The sequence below is a fragment of the Paenibacillus lutimineralis genome, assembly GCF_003991425.1.
Taxonomy (GTDB): Bacteria; Bacillota; Bacilli; order Paenibacillales; family Paenibacillaceae; genus Fontibacillus; species Fontibacillus lutimineralis.
In genome coordinates this window covers 1,957,933-1,984,554 of the sequence record NZ_CP034346.1, presented here as the reverse complement: position 1 = coordinate 1,984,554, position 26,622 = coordinate 1,957,933, and the positions used below count along the sequence as shown (strand labels likewise).

Genomic DNA, 26,622 nt, shown 5'->3' with positions numbered 1-26,622 from the left:
GTGACTCATTTATTTGTATTTTTTTGAGTTTGGTCATTATTCCCGGGTGAGTCCCCTGTATCGCTTCCAGCATCCGCCTGCAACGTATAAGTCGAAGTCACGCCATCTTTCTCGATCTCATACTGATACGATTTGCTATCCTCGGACCAAGAGCCTCGCACCCATACACCATCAATGGGCTTATCTGTAATCAAAGTGCGGCCGTTCATACTGTCTAAATTGTTCCGATACAAATAGAGATGGCCATCATTAACCTCGACCTTAAAGCCTCCGTCCGGCGAAGTCCATAGATCCGCAGCTACTATACCCATGATGTTCTGACCAATTGTATATTGATTGCTCTCCATAGAACCCGCGGCATCCTCTGTTCCATCCGTAGTCCGGTCATGATTGTCAATACTACGGTTGTCCTTGGCAACGTTATCGCTTGCAGCTCCCGAGTCTGTTGTATTTCCCGAAGCGGTTGAACTAGGCGTAGCTTTCTCCTGCTTGCCGCTCTGTCCACTCGAAGCCTTATCACTGGCAGACACATCCGTCTTATTAGTGGCCTTTGTGTCCGCTGAACCCTGCTTGCTTATGGAAGCCTTACTATCGTTATGGTCCCCGACAGGAGACCCCCCCATCCGTGCAGCATTAGGATTCTCATCTCCTACATTACCACCTTGTTGTTCTGTCGATCTCAAGACGCTATCGCCGGCATTCCCGGCCGAGTCACTGTCCTCCGGTGATAAATAGCTCTTTACACCACCGTCATCCGCAGCAGTGCTATCTGCACGATCTGATTGGGCAGCATGATCAGCCTTATCACTACTGGACATGGATTGTACTGACATTTCAGCATCTGACACCGTATGCGGCTGGTAATTGTATATGAATATGCCAAGGACTAACGCGGCAGTTACGCCAAGTGCCCCAGCGCGAAAAGCGCGACTTCGCCATGGACTCTGCCTGCGACTGCGGCTTGTCGCCGCTTCTGCAGACTTTGCAACCAGCGGCTCCATCCCTGGTAGCACCTCTGAAGCGCTGCCCTCCTCCCGGCGTGCCCTGTCGATCTCATCAAGCTGAGGAAGAATCGCATCAACCAGACTGATCTTCGGCATAACCTTTGGAAGCTGTTCTAACCTGGAATTCAGTCTTTTCAATATATCAAATTCTTCGGCACAATCTCGGCAATTGCGAATATGCTCGAATAATTGGGCACTTTCTTCATCGTTCAAATCATGGTCTAAATAACGATGCATCCATTCCACCGCCTCCGAACATTTCATCCTGACACACCACCTTTCTGATAATCTTGGAGTAAATGCTGAAGCTGTTGTCTCGCCCTAAATAAATAGGATTTCACCGTATTCAGTGGTAAATTCAAACAGTCAGCAATTTCATTGTACGAGAAGTCCTGCAAATATCTCAGAACAACAACAGAACGGTGATGTTCCGGAAGCTGATCGATTGCTTCGCGAATGTCCTCTGCTATGTAGCCGGACATCACTTCCCTCTCGACACTCTCTTTCCCTTGAAAAACAAGCTCATGCTCTTCAATAGAAACCGTAGGTTTGTTCCTTCGGAACTTATCAATACATATATTGGTTACTATGCGCTGAACCCATGTCTTGAATTGCGCCTTCTCCTCATAGGTCTCTATCTTCGTATAGATCCTGATAAGCGCCTCCTGGGCTGCATCCAGCGCGTCCTGTTCATTATTCAAAATATAATAGGCCGTCCGGTACACATGTGTTTCTATCTCACGCAATAGGGTGATTAGAGCGTCGCGATCGCCCTGCTGAGCGGCTCTGATGAGTCCCTGCTCTACCACTAAGGCTCCCCCTTCCTTGCAACATTACAGACGATATCGACCAGCGATATGTTGCAATATTGTTATTCTATTTTTTAGACAAATAATGTTAGGCTTTAAGAAGATATTTTTTTCATATAAGTTCTCAATCTCACCTTAGAATACCAAAAAAAAGAGGACGCGTCATCCAGCGGGCACAGTGCAAAAATAAAAAAAGAGAGGTCGCTAGTGACCTCAACAAAATACAATCGTACTATGAGACGCGGGAACAGGGGAATAGTTTCTATTGACACCGCCTATTCCGATGATTTATTTTTGTACCTTGACTGTATTAATCCTTGATGCACTTTAACCTGAACCTCCCCCTGCAAATCCGTCCGAAAAATCATGCTGCCGGACTGAGTAAGCCGCTCCACTACGCCGGCATTCGGATGCCCATAAGTATTGCCCACCCCCGCCGAAATCACCGATGCGGTTGGCTGATAACGCCTGACCCATAAGGCGGAGGTTGATGTCTTGCTACCGTGATGCGCTACCTTCAACATATCTATCGGGCGCAGATCTTTGACTGCTCCTTCTGTAGAGTCTTGATGCTCCAGAGCCATCATCTTGCGCTCCGTCCCTTCATCCGTATCCCCTGTGAACAGGAAGCTTGCTCCACCCATCTCCAGTCGAAATACGACAGACTCGGCATTTTGTTCCTTAATATACGGTATTGCTGAATCCGTCTGATCCCCTTCATGTCCATGCAGGAGAGGGGCCATAAATTCAAGTCTCGTTGCGGAGTCCGGACTGAGGATCATGCCTCTTGAGACCGCATAAATAGAGATTCTCTTATCCACTGCTGTCTGCATTAGCTTAGCCAAAGTCGCCGATTCGGAGAAACTGCCGTTGAACAACAGAGCGCCGATCGGGAATTGCTCAACGACTGCTTGTAGGCCCCCGATATGATCCTGATCGCCATGCGTGGCTATGACGATGTCCAGGCGATGGATTCCACGCTTCTTCAGCAATGGAACAACCGTCTTCGCTCCAACTTCGAACGGTTCCCGCCGATCGCGCCATCCCTCTCCCGGCTTACGAAAAGAGACGGTACCGCCCCCATCCACCAGTATATTAATCCCTGATGGCGTCGTGATCAGTGTACAGTCGCCTTGTCCAACATCAATGAATTGTACATGACCAATGCCATGGGGGTTGAGCGGACGGTAACCGTAGATAAGCATGGCAATGAGACTGATCGCCAGCAAGAGCATCGTCGCGTAGCGCTTGAAGCTATCTCCCGCAAAGCTGTAGTGGCTCTTGGCTGTAGAGTGGACCGGACGATCCGGCAACGGAACAGTATCATCCGTGACAGCCTGAATGGAGCGCTGCGTCACCACCCTCTTGCTCAACAGCAGCAAACCGTAAATGACCGAGTAGTAGCTGGCGATCCATAGGAGGCTCGGCGATTTCCAATAAGTCATGAAGCCGCTATGACTAGTAAGCCATTCCGTAGCCTGAAAAGTTACTTTATTCACGAGAATGACCGGATAGGCGATCCAAGTACCTAGCCTGAGCCAAATCCAGCTGAACAGCAATGAAGTCGTGCCAAGAGGTAAAGCGACAAGCCCGATAACGGGGACGATTAGTAGATTCGCAGCTAGAGAGAGTAGTGAGAGTTGATTGAAATAAAAGATCGTCAAAGGAAAAGAGACGATCTCCGCAGCTACCGTAATCGCGACGGTGCCGCGAATTTTGGGCGGCAGCCAGCCAAGCAACGGAAGTATCTGCGGTACGAAAATAATCAATCCGGCAGTAACGGCAAACGACAGCTGAAAGCTGACATTTAGCAAAAAGTTCGGCTCCCATAACAGCATGAGCAGCGCTGCTGCTGACAGTACATTCAGCCCATCCTTCAGCCTGCGCTGCCGCAGCAAATATAAACCGAGTATCGTCATAATGCCGGAACGGATTACTGAAGGTGAGAAGCCTGTCAGAAGTACATAAATCGGTACGAAGCAAAGCACGATCAAGATTGAGGTCTCGCGGGTGACTCTGCAGAGACGAAGCAAGCCAAAGAGCAGACCGACATTAATCGCTACGTGACTGCCTGATATCGCCAGAATATGCGTCAGACCAAGCTGGGTGAACTGAGTATATTTATCCGGTTCCAGCTCATCAGCGAGTCCGATGAGAAGCCCCTTCATATAGCCCGCTTGCCACCCCGGGAATAATTGCTCAACCCGGCTTCCAATACGCTGTCGCAGCTTATCTACCTCACCCAGTAGAGCCGCCCCACTGAAACCGCCGGATGTTGCCTCCACCGCGGAAGCACCTGCGGCTTTGAAAATCCAATGAATACGCTGTGTTCGTAAGTATTTCCCGTAGTCGAATCCATCGAAGTTACGCGCTACGCTTGGCTGTTCCAAACTACCCTGCAGCGTGATCTTCTGCCCTCGGGTCCAAGCTGCAGCAACAGCCTGCTCTTCCTGCTTAGACAGCTTGATCTGTACGGCAACCCGCTCACCGGCGGTGTCAATCCCATGTATACCTGGAGCTGTGTTTTCGCCTGGAACTTGCGAAGGTTCTATACTCTGCAGAGCCGCTGTAAATGCTGCCCGATCCCCATTGACTTCTACCGCGGAGACGATCATTCCACTTGCTTTAACCATAACGGTATCTGAAGTTATAACTTCTGCAGCAAGCGCAGTGCTAATCTTACTTACATTTCTCCCATCATTGATTTGCCAATATATAGCCCCAAGCGAAAAAACAAGCCATAACAGAACCATCTGTCTTGGCCGATATCTTAGTACGATCCCAAGCAGGGGGATTAGTAGGGTCAGCCCGCCCCAAGTTAGCCATAACGAGGTTCCATGCCATAAGACTGCACTCCCGCTCCCGGCAATCCAGCAGCAAACGACCATTGCCAATGGTCTGCTTTTCACGATTTTTACCCTCCCCTAATTTCTAATTGATTAGAAGCCAGCTATCATTGTTCCTGTTAGAGGTAGTTTTTTGAACAACATTATGAACGACAAAGAACCCCACCTGCCTGAGCAGATGAGGTTCTTCCTTCATCTTGTTATATATTGAACTTTGATCTTTGAAGCTGTTCTCTTAGTTCTCTACTGCAGTTATCGTCTCTTGCGGTGGCTGGTAAGTGTCCAGTCTACGGAACCGGATGCCTACCTGCTCCAGCATGGCCCTGACTTTGTCCGTATCCTTCGGATACGGGCGATGGAAGACGATCTCTGTAATCCCGCTGTTCGCGAGCATGTTCGCACAGGTCCAGCACGGTTCATCTGTTACGTATACGCTCGAGCCTTCGCGATCAATTCGGTCGGTGAACAACAGCAGATTCTGTTCCGCATGAATTGTACGGATACAACGCTGTTTTTTGACCATAGTCTCTTTACCGTCCTGAATGACCAATTCGTATTCCTCGGAGATCATGCAGCCTGCTTCCGAACAATCCGGAACACCGGATGGCGCTCCGTTATATGCTGTTCCGAGCAGCTTCTTACCTTGCACGAGCACAGCCCCAACATGGCGACGATCGCAGCGGGAACGCGTCGACACCATATAGGCGATATCCATGAAATACGTATCCCAATCTTTACGTTGATCATGATTCATTGTTCGCAATCTCCTATCTCAGCCCTATAAAGGGCCTCATTTTTTCAAGCATTTTTGCGCCGATTCCTTTGACCTTCGTTAAATCCTCTACCGATTGGAAGGGGCCATTCTCATTGCGAAAAAGAATGATCGCCTGCGCCTTCTTCTCACCGATTCCAGGGACCTCCTGAAGCTCTGTCGCTCCGGCCGTATTGATATTAATCAAGCCACTCTGGCCTTGGGCTTCTGCTGGTGGTGTACTTTCGCTCTTAGCCTGTGTATCCGATGAACCCGTGCCCGTAGCATTTGGCTCAGCGTTCCCTTTATTATTGGCCGGAACAGCCGTATCCGCATCAAGCGAAACCTGATCCGCCTGTCCTTGAGCCTGTGTCTCTGTTTTTTGCGGCGCCGTTGCAGTCAGAGCCGACCTATCTGAGGAGGCATCATTCATATGAGCCGCCTGATCCTGCAGAGTTAGCGCTACCTCACGATTCACTGGGGTCCAGCCTTCGATCCCTGAGGCATGGCTGCCTCCTAAAGCAAGAAGCATCAATACAGCTCCCGCAAGCGCGGAGCAAATCGAGGTGATAACATACCCTTTATTCATCATATAACACTCCAATCTCAAAAGAATCTGTGCCGTTTAGGTCATGAAGATCCAATCAAGATGCATACATATATAAAAACACTGCATATTTGCACGAAAGGAGGAAACGGGATGAAAGTGGCTTTCATCGGAACTGGGTCTATGGGCAGCCTGTTAATCGACGCATTTCTACGCTCCGGTGCACTACATCAAAGCTTCATCTGCATTAGCAATCGTTCCCCGCATAAGGCGGAGCGGATTGCAGGACGCCATCCCGGAATACGCATCGTTGACAGTAATGTCGAAGCCGCGCGTGAGAGCCAAATTATATTCCTATGTGTGAAGCCGCTGGATTTCCCGGGCGTCCTATCGGAGATTAGGGATGTGCTGACGGATAGACAAATTATCGTATCCATTACGAGCCCTGTTCAGATTGAAATGCTGGAGCAGTCCGTTCCATCGCGTATAGCAAAAATCATACCCAGCATTACACATTCGGTGCAAAGCGGAGCCTCGCTCTGCATATATGGTTCGCGCATCCAGCCGGAGGACCGTCTCTTGCTGGAGCAACTCATGTCATCGATCAGCACACCATTAATCATTAAGGAGGAACAAACCCGGATCGCCTCTGATATCTCAAGCTGCGGCCCAGCCTTTATCGCATTCATCCTACAGCGTTGGGCCGAGACTGCGACCGAGATGACGGGAATTGACAGAGCTGATGCCTTGTATCTGGGGTCGCAAATGCTGCTCGGTACCGGTAAGCTGCTTACAGAAGGCGGACTGTCCCCGGAAGAGCTCCAGCGGCGTGTCTCCGTGCCGGGCGGAATCACCGCCAAAGGCATTGAGATTCTAGATTCAGGGCTACAGGACGTGTTCTCCAGACTTATCGACGCTACACATCAGAAATATAATGAAGATCTCGATAAATTAGACAAATTGTTCAGTGAAATCCAAAACGAACGGTGACTCTACTATTTACTACATATTACCTCTAAAAGTGTAAAAAAAGAGGGAAGACCGCCGGGTTCGGCCGGCCTTCCCAGTCCTTGTCTGTCTGCAATATTGAATTATCCGACTACGATATTGACAAGCTTGCCCGGAACCGCAATCACTTTACGGACCGTCTTGCCTTCAATAGCCTGTTTCACGTTAGGCAGGCTCATGCTGTGTTCTTGCATAGCTGCTTGGTCAAGATCTTTGGAGATCTTTGCACGATCCACGATCTTCCCGTTTACCTGTACAACGATCTCTACTTCAGCATCTACAGTCCAAGCTTCATCATAAGTTGGCCACGATACATAGCTAATGCCTTCGGAATTACCAAGACGCTCCCACAATTCCTCTGCAATATGCGGTGCAAGTGGAGACAGCATTTGTACAAAGTTCTCAGCTGCTTCTTTCGGTATACTATCCACTTTATAAGCTTCGTTGATGAAGATCATCAACTGGCTAATCGCCGTATTGAAACGTAGAGCTTCAAGATCCTCCGTTACTTTCTTCACTGTCTTATGCAACGTACGTTTGAATTCGTCGCTGCCTTCGCCGCCGATCTTTGCGTTCAGGCTTCCATCCTCAGTAACGAACAGACGCCAAATCCGGGACAAGAACCGGTGAGCTCCTTCAACCCCGTTCTCGCTCCATGGCTTGGTTGCTTCAAGTGGCCCCATGAACATTTCATACATACGGAGCGTATCCGCACCATAATTGTTCACGATTTCATCCGGGTTAATAACGTTTCCGCGAGATTTACTCATCTTCTCATTATTCGTGCCCAGAATCATCCCTTGGTTAACGAGCTTATGGAACGGCTCTTTCGTGGATACCACGCCAAGATCATAAAGCACCTTATGCCAGAAACGCGCATAGAGCAGATGCAATACCGCATGCTCCGCACCACCGATATACAGGTCGACCGGAAGCCACTCCTGCTGCTTCTCTGGGGAGCACAATTCCTTATCATTATGTGGATCGATAAAGCGCAGGTAGTACCAGCAGCTTCCCGCCCATTGCGGCATCGTATTTGTCTCTCGACGAGCCTTAAGTCCTGTCTCCGGATCTACAGTATTCACCCATTCCGTAACGTTCGCCAGCGGGGATTCCCCTGTGCCGGAGGGCTTGATATGTTCAACTTCCGGAAGGACAAGCGGCAACTGATCCTCAGGAACCGGCTTCATCGTTCCGTCTTCGAGATGAAGGATCGGAATCGGCTCGCCCCAATAACGCTGACGGCTGAACAACCAGTCGCGCAGACGGTAAGTAATTTTCCCTTGGCCCTTGCCGTTCTCTTCAAGCCAGGAGATCATCTTCTTCATTCCCGCTTCTTTATCCAAACCATCCAAGAACCCGGAATTAACATGCGGGCCGTCTCCAGTATAGGCTTCCTTGGACAGGTCGCCACCGGACAGTACTTCGATGATAGGAAGATCGAACTGCTTAGCAAATTCATAGTCGCGCTCGTCATGGCCTGGAACAGCCATGATCGCCCCGGTACCATAACCGGCAAGTACATAATCGGCAATCCAGATCGGCAGCTTCGCTCCGTTAACCGGGTTGATCGCATATGCGCCCGTGAACACGCCTGTCTTCTCTTTTGCCAAGTCTGTACGCTCCAAATCGCTCTTGTGAGCAGCCTGTTCCTGATAACCCTCTACGGCATCACGTTGTGCATCAGTCGTGATCTTAGCTACCAGTTCATGTTCAGGAGCAAGCACAGCGTAGGTGGAACCGAACAACGTATCCGGACGAGTCGTAAATACGACCAGTTTATCATCGTGTCCATCGATATCAAACACGACTTCCGCACCTTCAGATTTGCCGATCCAATTGCGCTGCATATCCTTGATGCTCTCGGACCAGTCTAGCTCCTCAAGGTCTTCCAGCAAGCGCTCGGCATATTCAGTAATCTTCAACACCCATTGACGCATCGGCTTACGGATTACCGGATGGCCGCCGCGCTCACTCTTGCCGTCGATAACTTCTTCATTGGCAAGCACAGTACCAAGTGCTGGACACCAGTTCACAGGAATTTCCGCTACATAAGCGAGCCCTTTCTTGTAGAGCTGGATGAAAATCCATTGTGTCCATTTATAGTAGTCCGGATCGGTTGTGCTGATCTCACGATCCCAATCATAGGAGAAACCGAGTGATTTGATCTGGCGACGGAAGTTGTTCACATTCTTGATCGTAAAGTCGCGAGGATGCTCCCCTGTAGAGATAGCGTACTGTTCTGCTGGCAGTCCGAAAGCGTCCCAGCCCATTGGATGAAGCACATTATAGCCGCGCATCCGCTTGTAGCGAGATACGATATCCGTCGCTGTGTAGCCTTCAGGATGGCCTACATGAAGCCCCGCGCCCGAAGGATAGGGGAACATATCCAATGCATAAAATTTTGGTTTACCCGCGTCTTCGCGAGTCTTGAAAGTGTGATTCTCTTCCCAGAATGCTTGCCATTTCGGCTCAATGGTCTGGGCTTGATACACGTCATGAGGTACGTTCTTGTCCGCCATGATTCTCGAATCCTCCTCTAAAACATCTCCTGAAATGTAAAAAAACCTCTCCATCCCTAGCGTTATCGCTAGGGACGAGAGGAAATTTCCCGTGGTACCACCCTAGTTAGCGTTGGACATGCTTTGTCCTTCGCTCCCTTATGTACCCAATAACGCGGGTAAGACGATGATGTTACAGGGGATATGCCCTTTTGCATCATGACTCCGAGGCGAGTTCATTTGTTGCTCCAACCGGCTTTCACCAGCCGCCGGCTCTCTGAATGGCGCAGTAACCAAACTAATAATCCTCATCAAAGTCGCAAATATCCAATGAATCACCCTATATTATATAGAAAGATTCTTTTTAACGCAACATACCTGGCTATATTTCAAAATCAAGGGGATCAAGGTGATGATGTGATATTCATATATTGTTCAAGAGCATGTCTTTTTTAATGAGAGTTCAAAAGGTCCGGTTTTCAGCACCGAGAAGGTTGGATGAAGCTAGGGGCTGAGGAGCGGAGCGTACGTTTTGGGTACGTGAGCACCGGAAGACCCGGCTGAATTCAAGATTCGATGTCGAATTAACTTCCTGATTCACATCGTGATCAAAAGCTGACTTTTAGAACAACCGCTTTACACGTTTTTTGAACAGGAGTATAATTTCAGGTGTTCCCACTAGTTCATCGAAGTTGATAGTCGGGACGCTTCATCTTACCGAGACGTGGCTCAGCTTGGTAGAGCGCTTGCTTCGGGAGCAAGAGGTCGCAGGTTCAAATCCTGTCGTCTCGATTTTACTTATATGAATATTCCTTGCTGCTTTTAATGACAACAACCTGACGAATGGTTAATTCTGAAGGGAGTTGTCTTTTTTATTATGTTTATCATCATCACCGAGGATCTCTACATCGAACACCGTATTTCTAAATTGACCACCATTTAAATAATGGATACTATTGAAATATTAGAGATTGGATGGTAGGGGGGTCTAATATGAGCCGTACAACCACGATTAGTGCAATACTGAATGATTTTATGAATCAAGAAGGATTAAATTTACGACAATTTGCTGAGAAAGTTGATATAAATATCGGCTCTCTTAGCAACATTCTCAATGAAAATAGAACTTTGAATATTGGACAGTTAGACCGTATCACAGAAGTTATGGGATTACCTAAAGGTTGTTTCTATAATCAGTACTACGATGAAGTTATAGCTGGGTCTCCTCCTAACTGGCGCAAAATCAAACCTTTCTTATACGGTTGTGCAGAGGTTGGCAACTTAGACCTTCTTCTTAAAACAGTTCAGCAATTACTAGATAACTTGATCTATTCCCCACACCTATTTGAGGTAGCAGAAGATCTCAATAAGAATGAAAAAAAAGAAGCAGCTATTATATTGTATGAAAATGTAGCGCTAAGTGAACGAAATCAACATTCTGAACGTCTGGCTCTTTGTCAGTATCGTTTATTTATGTGTGAACTTGAAAACAACCAAGAAAAGAATTACCAAGGGGCCCTTCAGTTTGAATTATTTGTAGATCGTCTAGGCGAGTATGATCAGCTTGAAGCATTGAAGGATCTCGCGAATACATATCGTGGATTAAGTCGATGGAATAAGCTGGAGGAGATTGCTGAGAGACTTAGGCAAAAAGCTCAATTTCTATATCAAAAAAGTCCAAAATATGCTAGTGGTTATAAATCATATCGTCCACTCTTTACTTACATAGCTTATGCCAACTTACTTCTAGGGGATGTTCATGAAAACAAAAGAGACTATGAAAAAACTCTGCAGTATATACAATTGTATAACGACTTGGATTGGGTAAAAGAACAAGATGAGGAAGCCGAACAATGGAAAGAAAAATTTCAGGAATGGGCCAAAATGAATATAATGGTAACGAAATTAGCCGCAGGTGATCCAAGCGTACTTACAGATTATGTGACTTATATGGAATCAAATCATGATGAAGTATTGTTGTCCCTATTAAACATTGTCGAATTCGCTAATCGCTACCACTTTAACATCGATGATATTCTCCGGCGCTTTGATATTCCCTCCTTGATTATAAAACATAAATCTCCTAACAATGTTTATACTCGACAGATTATTGAGGGACATCTAGCTCGCTTCAATAATGAATTAGCCAGTTATTATCTAAATAAGGGTGGATACAGAGATGGATTAAACTACTTATTAAATAACCTGGACAATTCAATATTTATTAGTGAGAAACATGGTATATTTAGACTTCTCAGTCAATATCATCTCTCTTACAATCACCAACATCCAGGCATTAAAATAATCTCAAACAACGCGAAGGAGACCAGTTCGTAGAACTGGTCTTTGATTGTTGGCAAGCAGTTTCCTAGCTACGCTATATATCTTATTACTCAGCTAACTGCAAAAGTATCCCCGAGACTACGTTATCTGCAAAAGAGCGCTCTGGGCGAGACTTCATCATTACGGTCAGTCCAATCATAGAGACTACCAAGGTCTGTGCGAGAGCCTTTGCGTTAAGCCGGGGGTTAAGTTCACCTGATTGAATTCCCCGTTCTATGGCCTCCTGAAAAATGACCGTCAGGTACATCTGATGCTCCCTTGTAAGAATTTCAAATTTCTCGTCATGGGGCGCAAGCTCCACCATCGCATTAAGACAAAAACAACCTCGGTTCATATCCTCAGCATATGCCTGTTCAACTAATCCTTCAAAAAAAAACGCGAAACGCCTCTCTGATGGATGAGTTATTATGAAACTGCGCTCTAATATTAGAGGCATGAATTTGTGTGTATTTACGCAGCGCAGCTTCAAATAGTTCCTTCTTATCGCCAAATGCTGCATATATGCTAGGACGCTGAATGCCCATCCTTAATGTCAAATCGCTTAAAGAGGTAGCTTCAAACCCCTTCTCCCAAAAAATCTGCATCGCTGCATCCAAAGCTTGTTCTTCATTAAACTCACGAAGCCTGGCCATCCTATTACCCCCAGATATTTTGTATCGATCAGTATAAATTAATTTTATTCATCAGTAGCCTTAATGTCAAATATATCTTGACAGTACTCCATGTTTAAATATATATTTACGTAGAATTATTTTGTACCGATCGGTATGAAAATATTACTGCGAGGTGTGAACATGCAAAATATTGGCCCGGATTCGCCTGTTATCCATAATGAACTCGATAGCCTAGCTGTAACACAAAATGCTGCTGCTAAATCTGCTCCTCCCTTAATGACTCGTCGTATAGCCATACTATTCGCCATTGCTTGCGGGCTAGCCGTATCAAATGTCTATTACGCTCAGCCGCTGCTCGACTCTCTGGCATATGAGTTTGGAATCTCTCATTCTTCCCTTGGCATCGTAATCACGGTGACTCAAATTTGTTATGCACTCGGACTTTTTCTGCTCGTTCCGCTCGGCGACTTATTAAATCAGCGCCGACTGATCGTCATCATGATGCTCCTATCTGTTGCCGCTCTTGTTATCATTGGAACCGCTCCTACAGTACCGGTTCTTTTCATTGGCTTAGCTATTATGGGACTGCTTGCAGTTGTAACCCAGGTGCTTGTTTCATTTGCTTCAACCCTTGCCGCCCCGTCCGAACGAGGAAGTGTGGTTGGCTTTGTAACAAGCGGAGTAGTTATTGGAATTCTATTAGCGAGAACCATTGCAGGTGTACTGACTGATCTTGCTGGCTGGCGTTCGGTCTATCTTACCTCTGCAGCCTTAATGCTCATTATCGTTGGTACTATATATTGGGTAATGCCACAGCCTAATAGATTGGAAAAGAATTTGCTCTCCTATCCACAGCTGCTCCATTCAGTACTCCAATTATTTGTAGAAGAGCGTATCCTTCGTATTCGAGCTATTTTAGCGATGCTGATCTTTACAGCTTTTAGTACATTGTGGACTTCGCTGGTATTGCCGCTTAGTTCACCCCCACATTCTTTATCACATACCGCTATAGGTGCTTTCGGCCTTGCTGGCGTAGTGGGTGCATTAGCAGCAGCCCGAGCAGGAAGGTTAGCCGATCGCGGGTGGGGACAGAGGACAACAGGCGTTGCTCTGTTCCTGCTAACGGTATCTTGGCTGCCGATCAATGATCTGAAGCATTCACTTATCTTCTTGATCATTGGTGTTGTCCTTCTTGACGCAGCCGTACAGGCTGTACATGTCACGAATCAGAGCTTGATCTTTAACGTCCGCCCCGAGGCAAGAAGCCGGCTGACCGCAGCCTACATGATTTTCTATTCTATCGGAAGCGCCACCGGATCGATTGTCTCAACCAAACTCTATGCCTATGCAGGCTGGAATGCCGTCTGCTTGTTCGGCGCCGCCGTGAGTGGAGTGGCCCTTCTCTTCTGGGTATTAACCCGCCGTTTAGCCTAAAAAGAGCATTAAAAAAGCAAGGCCTTGGGGAGTGCCCCCAAGGTCATAAATTTATTGAAAAACGATATGAAACAAGAATGCTTTCTTATTGTCCGTTGAAGAGAGTAGGTAGAACTCAATTGAATTTTCTTTATCTTCCCTGACATAGAATGTTGATTTATATTCAACAAACCTTACCAATGAAGCAAAAATGGTTTTTGTCGCGTTCAAACTAAACTCTTTTAGTTTAATCACAATGTTGAATTGATTCTCATCATACCTAATTGAAAAGTCGGCAATATTATCTTGCCTCTCAAAAAAATCAGTTGTTTCTGACCAAATTCCTATTTCATATTCTGTATTTAAGTTTTTTGCTAGTTCTAGCAAAACATCTTTGTTCATTCTTTTTATCAACTCCATAGCATCATTTTTTGGATTTTGGAATATACGTACCGCCTTCGGCAGGGGAATGGACTGAAATAATCCCTCCGCCTACGTTGGTCACAACCTTATTACCACGGGAGTCGGTATATTCCCAAGTTTTCCGCCCCTGATCATCAACCTTACTTTTTCTAGTCTTTTTGTTGTTATTGATAATGTTATCTATTGCTTGAGAAGTAAATCCTCTTTCGTTCGCACGTTGAGCGCCATGTTCGCTAAATGAATGACCTCCAGGAGTCTTGTCTCCTGTTTTAATACAATTCGTATTATGCACCCATATCCCAATATCCGTTACATAATACGTATGATAGTCAGCAACCGTAAAATTATAAACAGTAACTTTTTCTTCAAGTTTTACAAACTCTACTTTATCAATCGTCAGGTTGCTTCCATCAGCCTTTTGGAGTTTGTCGCCCACCTGAAGTTCATCTACGAAGACTCACCCTTTGCCTTCGACCCAAAACGAATGGTTGTCTGTCGTCTCGATGATTTGGTTCCCTACATCCAAGTTAATAATATCATCACGTTGATTGCGATATAAAGCCGTTACTTCCTTATAAGCCAGTTCTCCATCGGGGTTGTGTTCATCCTTGGCGAGAACCTTATTTCCGACTTCGATGTCCTCGATAGGTTTCTCCCCTTCGTCTGTTAAAATCTTGGTTCCAACAGTAAAGCAGTTACATTCAATTTTTTGGTTAAAGCACGTGGATACAGCTGATAGAAACTAGGTAAATCCCCAATTCCGTCCTCGGAGCAGGCGGAAGTCAGCTGAGGATAGTAGCGTCCGCCTAAGGCGATTTCTGGGCGTTTTACGTCCAATTCGTCGCTAAGTTGGTTGAACAGTGCCAGAAGGTTTTCACGAATTCAACGTACCCATCACGCTTCAATTTGAGAATCAAGTGAAAATGTATAACAGCCGATGACAAGCGGGATGACGGCCACCCGTACGCCGAGAACTGGCTATGTATTATTAATCGAGAAAGGTGCTCAGGGTATAGTCAAGCACAGATAAACCCCGCTCCTCGTGAAAACCACGCCGTGCATATTCTGTTATTATTCCGGGTAGCACGGCGAGCAATAAGAAGAACGTTTCCAAGTGGCTATGTGAACTCCAACAATCAGCCGCCCGATCCATTCGGCACTGGGTGGGGAAAAGAAAGACCTTGAAGAATATGTTCATCCTTCAAGGTCGGCAATCATTTCGCAAGCACATAACAAACATTGAATAATATATTTTTCTTATCCAACTGTTCCACAAACTCTTCGATCGTTAGAGTTCCTTGAATGAGTTCATAATCCCCGCCTTGATACCTTGCCAAAAACATCAACGTGCCTATCGGGGAGTTCTCAAGGAGATACCTCAAAACCTTCTCAAAATCATCTCTAAATTCCGGACGAATGATTAGTGGAGTTAAATTATACAAAACGTCTTCATTATTCACCCAAAATGGAACAGGCACTTCATCAATGCTGCTTTCAAAATCCGAATCACACAGCAAATATGCATTCTGAATGCCTTCATCATCTTTAACGAGTGAATACCAAACTCCTTTTGCATGACTCATTACTTTCCATTTGTCTTTGAATCTCTGAACACCCCGATCATCCTGTTCGTTTAGCAATTCAATTCGGCTCTGAAAAGGCAGATGAAGCGGAACGGCTTGATTGACAACTAGTACTTCTAAATCAAATGACATTCTAGTATTTTGGCCTCCTTTCTTTACGGAAGAAACGAATTAATATTCCAGTCAGTGTCAAATGAAGTTTTACCATCTCTGGACATAATTCTAATGGTTCCGTCAGAGCTCAAATGAATGTCAGGATTACTTCCTACTTTTTTCATTTGATTTTTGTAAGGTGATTGTTTATTCATTAAATCCTTAATAATGTCTTGCTTAATTTGATGAAATTCACCTTTCTTTAATTTGAATTTCCTTTCCATTTCTTTAGCAGAGTAATTTTTGAAGTTCGTCGCACAGTTATGAACCCAAATCTCAAGGTTAGACACAAAGTACGAATTAAATTCCGCGACCTCAAAGTTATAAACCGTTGCTTGCCTTGGCTCTTTCTCAATCTTATCTATTGGTAGTGTAGAACCATCACTCGAAACAAGCAAGTCACCAACTTTAAGATCTTTTACAAGCGTCCATCCCGCTCCATCCAACCAGAACGGATGCTCACCCGTAACCTTGATGATTTCATCCCCGATGTGAACATAGTAGATTTCGTCAGCCTGTTTTTGGAACAGCCCCACTACCTCTTTATACGCCACTTCTCCGGTTTCATCGGACTTAGCGAGAACCTTATCTCCGACTTCGATGTCCTCGATAGGTTTCTCCCCTTCGTCTGTTAAAATCTTGGTTCCAGCAGTAAAGCAGTTACAATTTAACTTTTTGGTAGATTTAATAATATCCTTACTTGAATCTATTACCTTTTCGGTCTTTTTAACGACTTTGTACGCTTTAATTACCGGTATATATTGAACAATAACTATTCCTTTTTCAAGATTACTTGCCTCGTCGTCCAGTATAGTTTTAACATCATCAAGATAAAGTATATCAAGAGCTTGTCTGGCCCCTTTTATTTGTGAACTAAGATTTGTTTTACAATTTTTTAATTATCCTATTTAATCGAATAGCAACAATAGTATACCGAACACCGCACACTCAGGCAAAATTAGCTTAATAACTTGACCAAGCTAAACACAACTATTGTAAAACCAATTACCCTATACACGTAAATGATTTTACGAGTAATAACACTTTTTTTGTCATTTTTCTCCCAAGTGCCCTCATTTCCATCCAAATTATCGAAATTAAACCATCCAATTTTGGTAAGTAGTCTTGGGAATAAAAAAAACACAATTCCAAGAAATAAAATCACGAGCCACTCCATGCTCTGATTCACTCCCTATAAAGTTACTTATACTTTATACGTATCTCGTCTACTCCAAATAATTGATAAGTTACTCGATACAGTATAAGTATCCATGATTTTCCATGGGAATGTTTGTCGTAACATAAATTTTATTTTCTCTTCCTAAACACGGACTCGTTATATCTCCAGGAAGAAATATTTCGCTGATCGACTCACCTGATTCATTTAATAAAGTCATTTTTGAAACTAATCCTCTTTTTGCATCTCTTGGAATATTCCCGCCATAAGATGCAATAATCAATTTATTGTCAGCTGATATAAGTAGGGGACCTTTAATAGCACCTTGAATTTCCCCCTCCCATAATAAGGATTTACACTTCAAATCAATCGCCTGTAGTCTAAATTCGCTCCCCGAAACAAAAATTATTCCGTCTCTACTTACAGCGGGAGATCCCCATAAAGAGTAGTCATTATGTTCCGGATATGCCCACAAACATTCACCCAAACCATCTAACTTTACAAGTTTTATATCTTCATTAACAGATGCCGTAGTCAGATAGGATTCATCGGAAAGAACAATTGGAATTACTCCTTCCATACTATCAAACTTTTTCCTCCAAACCTCTTGCCCCCTCAAATTTAAACAGTGAAAAAGGCCTCCCTCAGCAATTAGAATGTTTCCTTCTGAGGTTATTACTGGTGAACATGATAACAAATAATCAGTCTTGAATGTCCATTGAATATCGCCATCATGATTTATGCAATATATCTGAGCCCCGTAAGTGGTCACGTAAATATTACCCTCACTATCCAAGATAGGAGGATATGAAATCATATGATTCAGTCCGCATTTCCATTCTATTGCTGCACCAGGAGAAATGGCATAGAGATAGCTTCTGTCTGAATCATCATTCGACTTAGCTGCAACATATACTCTTTGGTCTGCGCCAATAACTGGAGTGCTAAGTTCTGACCCAAGTCTTAATTTCCAATTAAGCGCTCCCTCAAAGGAATAACAGTACAAATCCCCTGATAAAGTTCCAAAATAGATTTCCCCATTTCTCCCAATTACTGCCGAACATTCTTGAAGACTTGATGGAATCTTTACTTTCCACAGAATATTTAATGCATTCGGGGCTTCAACTAGCGAGTGCCTAGTCCAATTGGTTTGTGAAGGCTGATAGGCATTTACATCATATCCTCCTTCCATAAAGCCACCAATTTTTTGATTCTGATCAAAGAGAATTTTCATATGTTCACCTTCTTACAAAATACATAATTCAGAGTAATCTACTAATTGCATCACTAATATTATGTAATGTTACTTGATAATCTGACCAAATTTTCAATATACAAAATTAAACCTTTTTTGACTTCATTTACTTTTGAGAATTATTGACCTTATTCTTTACAGATCAGTTTTTAGCACCAAAAAACTTTTGGGTAAGGTGGCCTTATCTTGATTTATATATATTTTGTAACGCACAGTTGTGCATCCAAACGAGTGTTCATCCCTTACCGTCCAGCCAGAATACTCACCCGCCAACTTAGATGATTTCCCGCTTTACTCGGGAGTACAAAAGACGCTTTGCATGGATTTGATATGTAAGACAACGGAAGAGGCCTTCTGTCAGTGGGCAGAGCTGGCGAAGCTCAATCGGGATACCTGTTTGCGTGGTGAAATCGCCCGTGAATCTTTTTGGGATTGACTGGAACTGGACATCTAGCATGTAGAAAAAGTCGGTAGGAGGTATCAGGGGATACCTCTGGCAAGCGAATTTGGGAGGCCAAATTCAGTGCTGCTGCAACACGAGACAACTGTCTCTTGTTGATTAATGATTAAAACTAGCCGAGAAAAAAAGGAAAAGCGCAAGGCAACATTCTGCTTTCAACAGTCACCCATCCTTACGCTTAGGTGGTTTAACAGCATCCTCCACCTTGTTCGCTTCCCCCGACAAAGCATCGTTTAGTCGCCGCGCATCATAATTTCTCTGGCAACGCCTGTGCATATGCCTTGTCTTGAATATGAATGGTGAGCCGTTACGCGCTGCTGCATGCATAACGAGCACGTTTTCGATCTCGGAGCAGTTGAAGCGGTAGGTTTTCCCATCCGCATCTATAACTGTCGATGTGTCTCTATTATCATCATAATGACAAGCCCGAAGCTTCATTCGGAACCAACTCCTCGCGTTTGCTCATAACTTCGATCATCAAGTTGGCTCCAAGCCTGAACCCATGTAGAAAAGCAGCTTCGACATGCATGCTATCCACACTGTCGCACAGGTCAAAATACACCTCAAGCTCACGAAACGCTTCCTCGCCCAATCGGTTACGCCATTGCTCCGTCTGAGCCGACACTTGTCGGCTTAGGGAACGATATTCAGGATGAGACGGTACAATCGCCTCATCAGGATGAAGGTGCCCTCGGTACAGGGCTTCCAGAATCGTTTTCATATTCATCCTCCCATAAATGTCATCGCATCGCTTGAATGAGATTCCTGCACATGGTAGGATATTTATGCAGTCTGCTTATTAAAGCGATTGCGGGATAGGAAGTAGCGGTGTTCTTCTCGGGATGCTCGCTGCTTCCTTCTTTATTTTTGGAGATCGTCATACACCTTCTCAATCCCTTTGCGGACAATTGCAGAACGTGACGTATTCAGCTTTTCGGCAGAAGCATCAAGCTTGCTCATAGTTTCCTGATCAACACGTATCTCAATCGTTTTGCTTTTGGGTTTGTCAGATGGAGGACGCCCCATCTTTTTGGAGGACATCGCTTCACCTCGCTTTTTTGTCCTGACAATAATATATTATTGTCAGGACAAAAAGTCAACACAATCATTCTGACGCTCAATATTTTTTTCTCGGCAGGTTAGTTATTTTTTAGGGCTGTCCAGAAAGTTGAACTGCACCCTTCAAGGTTGGTTCTCGTTAGTTGCTCTGTAAATAATCTAATATTAGCATTCTTAATTCTTCATGATTAATGTACTCATTTTTAAATTCAGGATAGTTCTCCAATTTTGCTTCAATAAAACTGTATTGAGGAAACCTTTGGAAAAACCCTCATTCAAAAACTCAATTTGCTTCTCAGGGATATTAGCAACATTACCATTTAGAATATAACTTGTCGTTCCAACAATTAAAGTACAATAATCATTAAAATTAGCATTTAAACTTTCGCCCTCACTTAATTCAAAATCACTTTCAACATCAATTTTCATCCTGCTAGTATCCTCATACGGAAAGGGATTAGCTAATTGAAAATTATACAGGGAAGATATTTTTTCACGTATTTCTTCACTACTCAAATCCCAACACCTCCATTTAAAAGACAAATACGCATTATTGCTACCAAAGGAAACTATAGTACCATCCGGAGCAATATCAATATATTTTCCGTTCTTTTTATATCGAATTGTACCTTCTACTGCTCCGTTAACATTTGTTGAACCTTTTTTAGCAGTTTTGGCAAATTCCTCAGCTTTCCTAAGATATTGTGCTAAACCCTCAAACCCGTCTCCTCATCACTGAAGCCGGGTTTAAAAGGAAACTGTTGGGATAATGCGTCCATGGAGATGTTCTTTGGTCATATGAAGGACGAGCTTAACTACAAAGACTGTAAATCTCTTAAAGAACTACGTCAACGGGTTAATGAGTACATGACCCACTACAATTCTGAACGCTACCAATGGACATTAAAAAGGATGACTCCTGATGATTTCAGAAGCCATCTTATAGTTGCTTAAGTCTATGGTAATCGTTTTTTAAAACTGTCCATAAATGAGGTTACAGTTCAGTTATCCCTTAAGGTCTTACTTTTATTCATCAATTCTGTTGAGCCAATACATTGGTTTCACTGTATTAGATATTGATTGGAGTAAATCTAATGTCTCTTTCTTTTTCAGTTCAATTGCATTTTTCAGTTTATCAGGGGCTATATCTCGTATATCTTCCAACATACAGCATTCCTCAAATAACTTAACTATCTCCTTATTCGCTTCATTTTCTTCTAGAAGCTGTGCTACATAAGGACGATACAGGTATGTGTATGCATCTTCAAATGATAATGCCCCTTCGAGCAAGGACTCAAGCATACCAAGATTTAATATACATAAAAACTTTTGAATTTCTTCAGAATTCTCCAATGCAATTTGTAGGTTCAATGTATCCCCCCTTCCTATTAAGGCATTTTACTGGAGGAGTTACTCCATCCATTTTTCACCTTGACATTAAACACTTGACCCGATTGACTTTGAAAGTAGTGAATAGAGATTTTCTTACCTTTTGCATCCACGCCATCCTTGTAAATTTTGTGCCACGTCCCAGATTCAATAGCTCGTAGTTCCTCAAGTAATTCTGTATTATTAACCTTATTCTTTACAGTGCCGTTTTTAGCACCTGAAAAACCTTTTGGGTAAAGTGGCGCATCTTTTATTGATTTATACACATTTTGTAATGCGCAGTTATGCACCCAGATCCCAAGGTTAGAAACAAAGTAAGAATGGAAATCAGCTACCTCAAAGTTATAGACCATTGCTTCTCGTGGCTCTTTTTCAATCTTATCTATTTCCAGTTTAGAACCATCGCTAGAAACAAGCAAGTCGCCAACTTTTAGGTCTTTAACAAACGTCCATCCCTTGCCGTCTAACCAAAACGGATGCTCACCAGTAACCTCAATGATTTCATCCCCGATGTGGACATAGTAAATTTCGTTAGCCTGTTTTTGGAACAGCCCCACGACCTCTTTATACGCCACTTCTCCGGTTTCGTCAGACTTGGCGAGTACCTTGTCCCCTACCTCGATTTCCTCGATAGGTTTCTCCCCTTCGTCTGTTAAAACTTTGGTTCCAGCAGTAAAGCAGTTACAATTGAGCTTTTTGGTAGTTTTTATAATATCCTTACTTGAATCTATTACCTTTTCTGTCTTTTTAACTAATTTGTATGCTTTAACTACTGGTATATATTGAACAATAACTATTCCTTTATCAAGCTTACTTGCTCCATCGTCCATTAAAGTTCTAACGTCATCAAGATAAAGCATATCAAGATTTTCTTGACTTGCTTTTATTTGTGCATCAAGATTTGTCTTACAATTTTTAATATCTACGGCACAAGTCAACGAAGGAGTTGGACCCATTGGCATAATATACTGACCCGAAGGATCCGTGTAGATCAAAGGATTATTGTGCACATACGAATACCGATTCAAACTCAAAGGATTATCGATACTGCCCTCATATGAATCTTTCGACACAAATCTTCCCGAGTTAGGATCATACCAACGAGCTCTCAGATACTGTAAATCGGTCACGTTATCCCAATACTCTCCCGAATATCGGAAGATGTTCGGAACTGTCTCTTCTACGGTTTCAGGATTACCCCAGATGTCGTAGGAGTAAGTATTCAGTTGATTGCCTTGGCTGTCGGTCAGGCCAACGATATCCCCATGACCATTGAATTGATAATATTGCACTTCGCTTGTAGTCTGATCCACCCGAGACCAAAGCTGACCGCTGAAATCATAAATATAAGTATAGATCAGTTTTGCCTTTCCACTGCTGACATCAGCCTCGGCGATCAGTTTGGCTTCTTCATCATAATAATAACGGGATTTTTTCTTTCCTTCTATACGTTCATATAACAGGCCGTAACCATTGTAGATATAACTGATTCCCGTTCCGTCCTCGCTTGTAACCTTCGTTAACCGATTCAAACTGTCAAAAGTGTAATCCGCATTCGATAATCCGCGAAGCGGGCGACCTTCTACATCCAACAGATTACCGCGCCCGTCATAACTGTATTTTTTGTTATTGTTTAGTCCACTTTCGGTATGAATCCGATTTAACGGATCATACGTAAAAGTATTCCCGGCACCGTTTTGCGTCCGGCCGATAATATTCTTATTTAGATCGTATTCATACGTAAACTCATGACCTTTGGTCGCACTCAACTCGGAAACTCCGAAGGTCACCTCGTTTGCTGTCTCCAAGACATCTCCTGTGGTCATGGAATCGGAACCCTTTGACGTATCGGTTTCGGGAACATCGTTTACCTCAGGCGCTACCGTACTTTTAGCCGTCACCCCAGGGTTTATCGTCATTCCCGTCAATTCATAACCTTCATAGCTAAAGGACATGCTCGGTCCGTTACCTGACTCACCCTTTTCCAACAGTCCGTTGGCTTTATAGTCGAACGTGATCCTGTCAATCGCACCCGATGCACTAGATTTAGCCGCTAGTGTCGATTGATTTGATCCAGCAGCATAATGAAGCACTTCCAGTGCACTGACCCGATTCATTTCATTTACCGTATAACTAGCGCCTGTCGTCTTTCCGAAAACATCCGTCAACGTATAGCCCGTCCGCATTTGCTTATTATAGGTATAATTAATGCGCGTTCCATCCGGATAATGAATCGTGGCTAAAGAGCCATCTGAAGGATTATAATCATAGGTTGTACTTCCAGTAGTATCCGTCATACCGATCCGGCGGCCCATGGCATCGTATGTGTACTGGATTTGCTGATCTGGAGCCTGAATCTTCGTCAACAAGTTATCCTTGTTGTACTGATATTCTGTAAACTGACTCGCGTGATCCAGCGATTTTGTAAGATTTCCTTTAGCATCGTAATAGAATATTTCGGTCATACGCTCTTCATTTACTTGGCGTATTAAATTACCCGCTTCATCATACTCTCTCTCTATATAACTGTTGTCCGGATACTGGATAACGCTCAAATCTCCAGCCATGGTGTACTTATATGAAGTGGTACGTTGCTCAGGATCAGTTACAGAAATAACACGTCCCAACGCATCATATTGATAGAGAGTTTGCTGTCCTTTTCCATCAGTTACGGCCAGCGCATTTCCGGATAAATCATAAGTGGCTTGCTCAAGAGCTACAAAAGCCCCATTTCTCCATTCTTCAACTGCTAATAGGTTTCCAAGTAAGTCCAATTTTTGCTGGTACTTCACCCCAACAGGATCTGTATTAGTTACAGTTCTTCTAACCATATCATAAGATGTCTCATCCTGAGAGCCATCGGCGTAAATGGTCTTCGTTAAACGACCAAATCCATCATTAACATAACTTGTCTTATTCTGCTCCGCATCAATCTCCTGCTCTAAATTTCCTTCCCCATCATACTTATATTTGAATAAAGCATCACTTACACTTTCTTCAACTAATAATCCTAATGGGTCGTATTTCTCAACCGTCACGATACCTTCGGGTCCTGTCACAGTTACTCTATTCAGTACATCATCGTACTGTATCGTGGTGGTCGACTGATCGCTATACTGCGTTTTTGTCATACGTCCCAGTGCATCATACGTATACGAAGTAATGTCTCCAACCTCATCTTCGGAGGTCAGTAACTCACCCGCTTTTGTATAGTCGAACTTCTCCCCCGACAGAGATGAACCTCCTGTGATTGAGTGAACTGTCAGCGATTTTTCCGTCAGCAGATGCTTCCCGTAAGGCGATTGATACGAGTAATTTACGATGTTGTTCCGTTTATCATCCTTAGTCTTCGATATAATGACATTGCCCAAGTCATCATATTCCAGATCTGTTTGGGCTAGCAATTTGCCGCTCCCACTGTTCTCTCTTACCGCAAATTGAGATACATCTCCTTGAGGATTATATTGAATCCGCTCAACTCTTTTTTGCTCTCCGCTGATCTTTGATTGAATTTGGCTTGGCAGCGACCAAAAATAGGAGTCTGTTGAAGTTGTGTATTCATAAACATTTTCTTGTCCCGTGCTCCAACTTTCTTTTAAAATCTGTCCTTGTTCGTTATATTGATAATTTACCGTTAATTGCTGAGACTCGGCTCCCCCTTGTAAATAACTTTCAATGGCCTGAGTAGGGACATTCCAGCCGGTTGAATTATCATAGGCAAATTGCATTCTAAATTCTGTCGTCGATTCTTTGCTTCTTTGCTCATTCAGGAAGTAAACATCAGGTTGAGTGTTAGCATAAAATTTCTTAATGAATTTAAATTCTTCCTCTGATCGTGAAGACTTCACCGTTGTCGTCGAAGATACAGTCTTTCCAAACTGGTTCAAGTCTTCTCCTGCATATGTGATAGATTTCCGTAGTAGCTCATTGTCACCCGACGTAGTTGAATACACATCTCTGCGCATGCTGGTCTTATATGCAAAGTCAGTAGCTATAGGACCGATTTGTTTGCGAACTGAAGTATAGTCGAACTCCGTAATTCCCGAGCTAGGATGAACGATGCGCAGGAGCAATGCCGAATGCTTCACAGGCTGCCGTTCCTCTTGTCCCATAAGCGATTCCAAAAAATTAAAATGAGATTCCGTATAATAGTACAAATATTTGGTACTACGTCCAAGTGCATCTTGTACCTCGCTTAAGACGGGTTGACCATCAATTGCTGATTTAATGAAATAATCCATTCTTCTATTTGTGCCCGGTTGAGTTACTGTTACCCGGTTTCCAGAATAAGAGAAGGAAAGTTCATTACCGTCGCTATTAGCTATTCGGTTGAGTACTTTCCCCTCCCCATGAGAAGTATAATAAAATTCAACTCTGCTTCCGTAGTTATCGGTTATCAGGAGAAGATGGCCTGATGAACTAAAGAAGTAACTATTCCCGTTTAATACAGAAACCTTCGTCTCGCTTGTTAATCCTCCAACTGTTTTGGAAGCGTCCTTCGTCAGAAGAAGGTTGTTCCAAGGATAGCCTTCCAGCTTTAACGTATCAGATATCTTATACCGTCCTATGCCGGGAAAATCCAGGATTTTACTACCTTCTTGTACTTCGATGAAGGGGAGAGCCCATCTCCATCCACGACCTATTCCTGAATCGCGTTCCTCTCTACGAATACGAGTTTGGTTTACATACGTACCGTTTTCCAAGCCAATTCCGATTTCTTCACTAGCTCTTGAAGTGTCATATATACGGGTAAGAGAGAACGGTATTGTCCCCGGAAGCGAAAGATCTGTATAGTAGAGCCTCATATCCCCCGTAGCAGTAGAAAGTGTATCTTCTCCAAAGTTGATTTCGTGTGAGGAAGACTCATCTTGTAGGGAGAGATGCTCAACTGCTGCTTGATCATAGTCAGATGACAAATCTGTAGTTTGAAAAAGAGCGATTTCCTCTTTAGCAGTCCCATGGAGTTCCATGGACTTCCTGTCTATTTCTCGATCCACATCAAACTGTGAAATAATTTTCTCGTAGTTCTCCTCTCCGCTTTGCAGCCCCATATAGATTTGATATAGCGTATAACCCTTGGATAACTGTTCATCCATCCAATCTGTACTAACTCCAAATTGTTGCATGACCTCGGAGATGGTTAGTATTTTTTGTATATCCACTTGATTAGGTTGCGGTATTTTGTTACTAGTCGTCTCCCCTGCACCGTAGGCTACAGTTTCCAATAATCCTGTAGTGATCAGAGTCAAACATAATATTAAGCTAACAACTCTTTTAAACATTTATA

At 43.8% G+C, this 26,622-nt stretch carries 18 protein-coding genes, 1 tRNA gene, 4 pseudogenes and 1 other annotated feature; of the genes and pseudogenes, 5 read left to right on the top strand and 18 right to left on the bottom strand.

Annotated features, from left to right (window positions below; translation table 11 throughout):
• Nucleotides 1-5: 5 nt before the first annotated feature.
• The 5 genes from EI981_RS08115 to EI981_RS08095 form a co-directional block, all read right to left on the bottom strand.
• The gene (locus EI981_RS08115; protein ID WP_126997076.1) at nt 6-1,268 is read right to left on the bottom strand and encodes an anti-sigma factor family protein; all 1,263 of its coding nucleotides are present in this window, start codon (nt 1,266-1,268) and stop codon (nt 6-8) included.
• Nucleotides 1,265-1,813 (bottom strand): RNA polymerase sigma factor, encoded by a 549-nt coding sequence (locus tag EI981_RS08110; RefSeq protein ID WP_126997074.1) that lies wholly within the window; start codon nt 1,811-1,813, stop codon nt 1,265-1,267. Before EI981_RS08110 ends, EI981_RS08115 begins: the two co-directional genes overlap by 4 nt.
• A 275-nt stretch (nt 1,814-2,088) precedes the next feature.
• Nucleotides 2,089-4,722 (bottom strand): ComEC/Rec2 family competence protein, encoded by a 2,634-nt coding sequence (locus EI981_RS08105; RefSeq protein ID WP_126997072.1) that lies wholly within the window; start codon nt 4,720-4,722, stop codon nt 2,089-2,091.
• Between the two features lie 172 nt (nt 4,723-4,894).
• Nucleotides 4,895-5,413 (bottom strand): deoxycytidylate deaminase, encoded by a 519-nt coding sequence (locus EI981_RS08100; protein WP_126997070.1) that lies wholly within the window; start codon nt 5,411-5,413, stop codon nt 4,895-4,897.
• A 13-nt stretch (nt 5,414-5,426) separates the two neighbouring features.
• A complete protein-coding gene (locus EI981_RS08095) occupies nt 5,427-5,999 on the bottom strand; it encodes a ComEA family DNA-binding protein (RefSeq protein WP_227011767.1) in 573 nt (190 codons plus the stop codon).
• Between the two features lie 111 nt (nt 6,000-6,110).
• On the opposite strand from EI981_RS08095, the gene comER reads away from it, so the two are divergent.
• Complete coding sequence (comER, locus tag EI981_RS08090; RefSeq protein WP_126997066.1) at nt 6,111-6,947, top strand: late competence protein ComER; 837 nt, start codon at nt 6,111-6,113, stop codon at nt 6,945-6,947.
• Between the two features lie 101 nt (nt 6,948-7,048).
• Here comER and leuS read toward each other — a convergent pair whose 3' ends face one another.
• Nucleotides 7,049-9,487, bottom strand: a complete 2,439-nt coding sequence (leuS, locus tag EI981_RS08085) for a leucine--tRNA ligase (protein ID WP_126997064.1) — start codon at nt 9,485-9,487, stop codon at nt 7,049-7,051.
• Between the two features lie 67 nt (nt 9,488-9,554).
• Nucleotides 9,555-9,790 (bottom strand) — a binding site (T-box leader).
• 394 nt (nt 9,791-10,184) lie between these two features.
• On the opposite strand from leuS, the gene EI981_RS08080 reads away from it, so the two are divergent.
• Both EI981_RS08080 and EI981_RS08075 read left to right on the top strand, forming a co-directional pair.
• Nucleotides 10,185-10,258 (top strand) — tRNA-Pro (locus EI981_RS08080).
• A gap of 201 nt (nt 10,259-10,459) precedes the next feature.
• Nucleotides 10,460-11,803 carry a helix-turn-helix domain-containing protein gene (locus EI981_RS08075; RefSeq protein ID WP_126997062.1) on the top strand — a complete coding sequence of 448 codons (1,344 nt, stop codon included), beginning with the start codon at nt 10,460-10,462 and terminating at the stop codon, nt 11,801-11,803.
• 52 nt (nt 11,804-11,855) lie between these two features.
• Here the strand turns inward: EI981_RS08075 and EI981_RS08070 are convergent.
• Nucleotides 11,856-12,441, bottom strand: a pseudogene (locus EI981_RS08070) (TetR/AcrR family transcriptional regulator).
• A gap of 162 nt (nt 12,442-12,603) precedes the next feature.
• Here EI981_RS08070 and EI981_RS08065 point away from each other — a divergent pair.
• On the top strand, nt 12,604-13,857 hold the full coding sequence (locus EI981_RS08065) for an MFS transporter (protein ID WP_126997060.1): 1,254 nt from the start codon (nt 12,604-12,606) through the stop codon (nt 13,855-13,857).
• Between the two features lie 51 nt (nt 13,858-13,908).
• On the opposite strand, the gene EI981_RS08060 is transcribed toward EI981_RS08065, so the two are convergent.
• From EI981_RS08060 to EI981_RS08015, 9 genes and pseudogenes are all read right to left on the bottom strand, one after another.
• Complete coding sequence (locus tag EI981_RS08060; RefSeq protein ID WP_126997058.1) at nt 13,909-14,238, bottom strand: hypothetical protein; 330 nt, start codon at nt 14,236-14,238, stop codon at nt 13,909-13,911.
• A gap of 22 nt (nt 14,239-14,260) precedes the next feature.
• Nucleotides 14,261-14,932 (bottom strand): annotated as a pseudogene (locus EI981_RS29500) (polymorphic toxin-type HINT domain-containing protein).
• 541 nt (nt 14,933-15,473) lie between these two features.
• A complete protein-coding gene (locus EI981_RS08045) occupies nt 15,474-15,974 on the bottom strand; it encodes a hypothetical protein (protein ID WP_126997054.1) in 501 nt (166 codons plus the stop codon).
• 23 nt (nt 15,975-15,997) lie between these two features.
• Nucleotides 15,998-16,606 (bottom strand): polymorphic toxin-type HINT domain-containing protein, encoded by a 609-nt coding sequence (locus EI981_RS30080; RefSeq protein ID WP_418789061.1) that lies wholly within the window; start codon nt 16,604-16,606, stop codon nt 15,998-16,000.
• A gap of 636 nt (nt 16,607-17,242) precedes the next feature.
• Nucleotides 17,243-18,406 carry an outer membrane protein assembly factor BamB family protein gene (locus tag EI981_RS08035; protein ID WP_126997052.1) on the bottom strand — a complete coding sequence of 388 codons (1,164 nt, stop codon included), beginning with the start codon at nt 18,404-18,406 and terminating at the stop codon, nt 17,243-17,245.
• Nucleotides 18,407-19,049: 643 nt separating this feature from the next.
• Entirely contained in the window at nt 19,050-19,325 is a 276-nt protein-coding gene (locus EI981_RS08030; protein WP_126997050.1) for a hypothetical protein, read from the bottom strand.
• The gene (locus tag EI981_RS08025) at nt 19,300-19,608 is read right to left on the bottom strand and encodes a DUF6809 family protein (protein WP_126997048.1); all 309 of its coding nucleotides are present in this window, start codon (nt 19,606-19,608) and stop codon (nt 19,300-19,302) included. The genes EI981_RS08030 and EI981_RS08025 overlap by 26 nt, the downstream gene beginning before the upstream one ends.
• 140 nt (nt 19,609-19,748) lie before the next feature.
• Nucleotides 19,749-19,928: a ribbon-helix-helix protein, CopG family gene (locus tag EI981_RS08020; RefSeq protein ID WP_126997046.1), complete on the bottom strand. Its 180-nt coding sequence runs from the start codon at nt 19,926-19,928 to the stop codon at nt 19,749-19,751.
• 157 nt (nt 19,929-20,085) lie between these two features.
• Nucleotides 20,086-20,375 (bottom strand): annotated as a pseudogene (locus tag EI981_RS08015) (YxiJ family protein).
• A gap of 321 nt (nt 20,376-20,696) precedes the next feature.
• Between EI981_RS08015 and EI981_RS08010 the strand changes: the two are divergent.
• Nucleotides 20,697-20,900, top strand: a pseudogene (locus EI981_RS08010) (IS3 family transposase); the annotation flags it as partial.
• A gap of 72 nt (nt 20,901-20,972) precedes the next feature.
• Here the strand turns inward: EI981_RS08010 and EI981_RS08005 are convergent.
• Both EI981_RS08005 and EI981_RS08000 read right to left on the bottom strand, forming a co-directional pair.
• The gene (locus EI981_RS08005; RefSeq protein ID WP_126997042.1) at nt 20,973-21,317 is read right to left on the bottom strand and encodes a DUF3969 family protein; all 345 of its coding nucleotides are present in this window, start codon (nt 21,315-21,317) and stop codon (nt 20,973-20,975) included.
• A 17-nt stretch (nt 21,318-21,334) separates the two neighbouring features.
• Nucleotides 21,335-26,617 carry a polymorphic toxin-type HINT domain-containing protein gene (locus EI981_RS08000; protein WP_126997040.1) on the bottom strand — a complete coding sequence of 1,761 codons (5,283 nt, stop codon included), beginning with the start codon at nt 26,615-26,617 and terminating at the stop codon, nt 21,335-21,337.
• Nucleotides 26,618-26,622 lie beyond the last annotated feature (5 nt).

Excerpts from the sequence above, each read along its gene's own strand:
- EI981_RS08115 (WP_126997076.1), bottom strand. The coding sequence starts at position 1,268 with ATGAAATGTTCGGAGGCGGTGGAATGGATGCATCGTTATTTAGACCAT.
- EI981_RS08100 (WP_126997070.1), bottom strand. The coding sequence starts at position 5,413 with ATGAATCATGATCAACGTAAAGATTGGGATACGTATTTCATGGATATC.
- EI981_RS08095 (WP_227011767.1), bottom strand. The coding sequence starts at position 5,999 with ATGAATAAAGGGTATGTTATCACCTCGATTTGCTCCGCGCTTGCGGGA.
- comER (WP_126997066.1), top strand. The coding sequence starts at position 6,111 with ATGAAAGTGGCTTTCATCGGAACTGGGTCTATGGGCAGCCTGTTAATC.
- leuS (WP_126997064.1), bottom strand. The coding sequence starts at position 9,487 with ATGGCGGACAAGAACGTACCTCATGACGTGTATCAAGCCCAGACCATT.
- EI981_RS08075 (WP_126997062.1), top strand. The coding sequence starts at position 10,460 with ATGAGCCGTACAACCACGATTAGTGCAATACTGAATGATTTTATGAAT.
- EI981_RS08065 (WP_126997060.1), top strand. The coding sequence starts at position 12,604 with ATGCAAAATATTGGCCCGGATTCGCCTGTTATCCATAATGAACTCGAT.
- EI981_RS08060 (WP_126997058.1), bottom strand. The coding sequence starts at position 14,238 with ATGAACAAAGATGTTTTGCTAGAACTAGCAAAAAACTTAAATACAGAA.
- EI981_RS08045 (WP_126997054.1), bottom strand. The coding sequence starts at position 15,974 with ATGTCATTTGATTTAGAAGTACTAGTTGTCAATCAAGCCGTTCCGCTT.
- EI981_RS08035 (WP_126997052.1), bottom strand. The coding sequence starts at position 18,406 with ATGAAAATTCTCTTTGATCAGAATCAAAAAATTGGTGGCTTTATGGAA.
- EI981_RS08030 (WP_126997050.1), bottom strand. The coding sequence starts at position 19,325 with ATGAAGCTTCGGGCTTGTCATTATGATGATAATAGAGACACATCGACA.
- EI981_RS08025 (WP_126997048.1), bottom strand. The coding sequence starts at position 19,608 with ATGAAAACGATTCTGGAAGCCCTGTACCGAGGGCACCTTCATCCTGAT.
- EI981_RS08020 (WP_126997046.1), bottom strand. The coding sequence starts at position 19,928 with ATGTCCTCCAAAAAGATGGGGCGTCCTCCATCTGACAAACCCAAAAGC.
- EI981_RS08000 (WP_126997040.1), bottom strand. The coding sequence starts at position 26,617 with ATGTTTAAAAGAGTTGTTAGCTTAATATTATGTTTGACTCTGATCACT.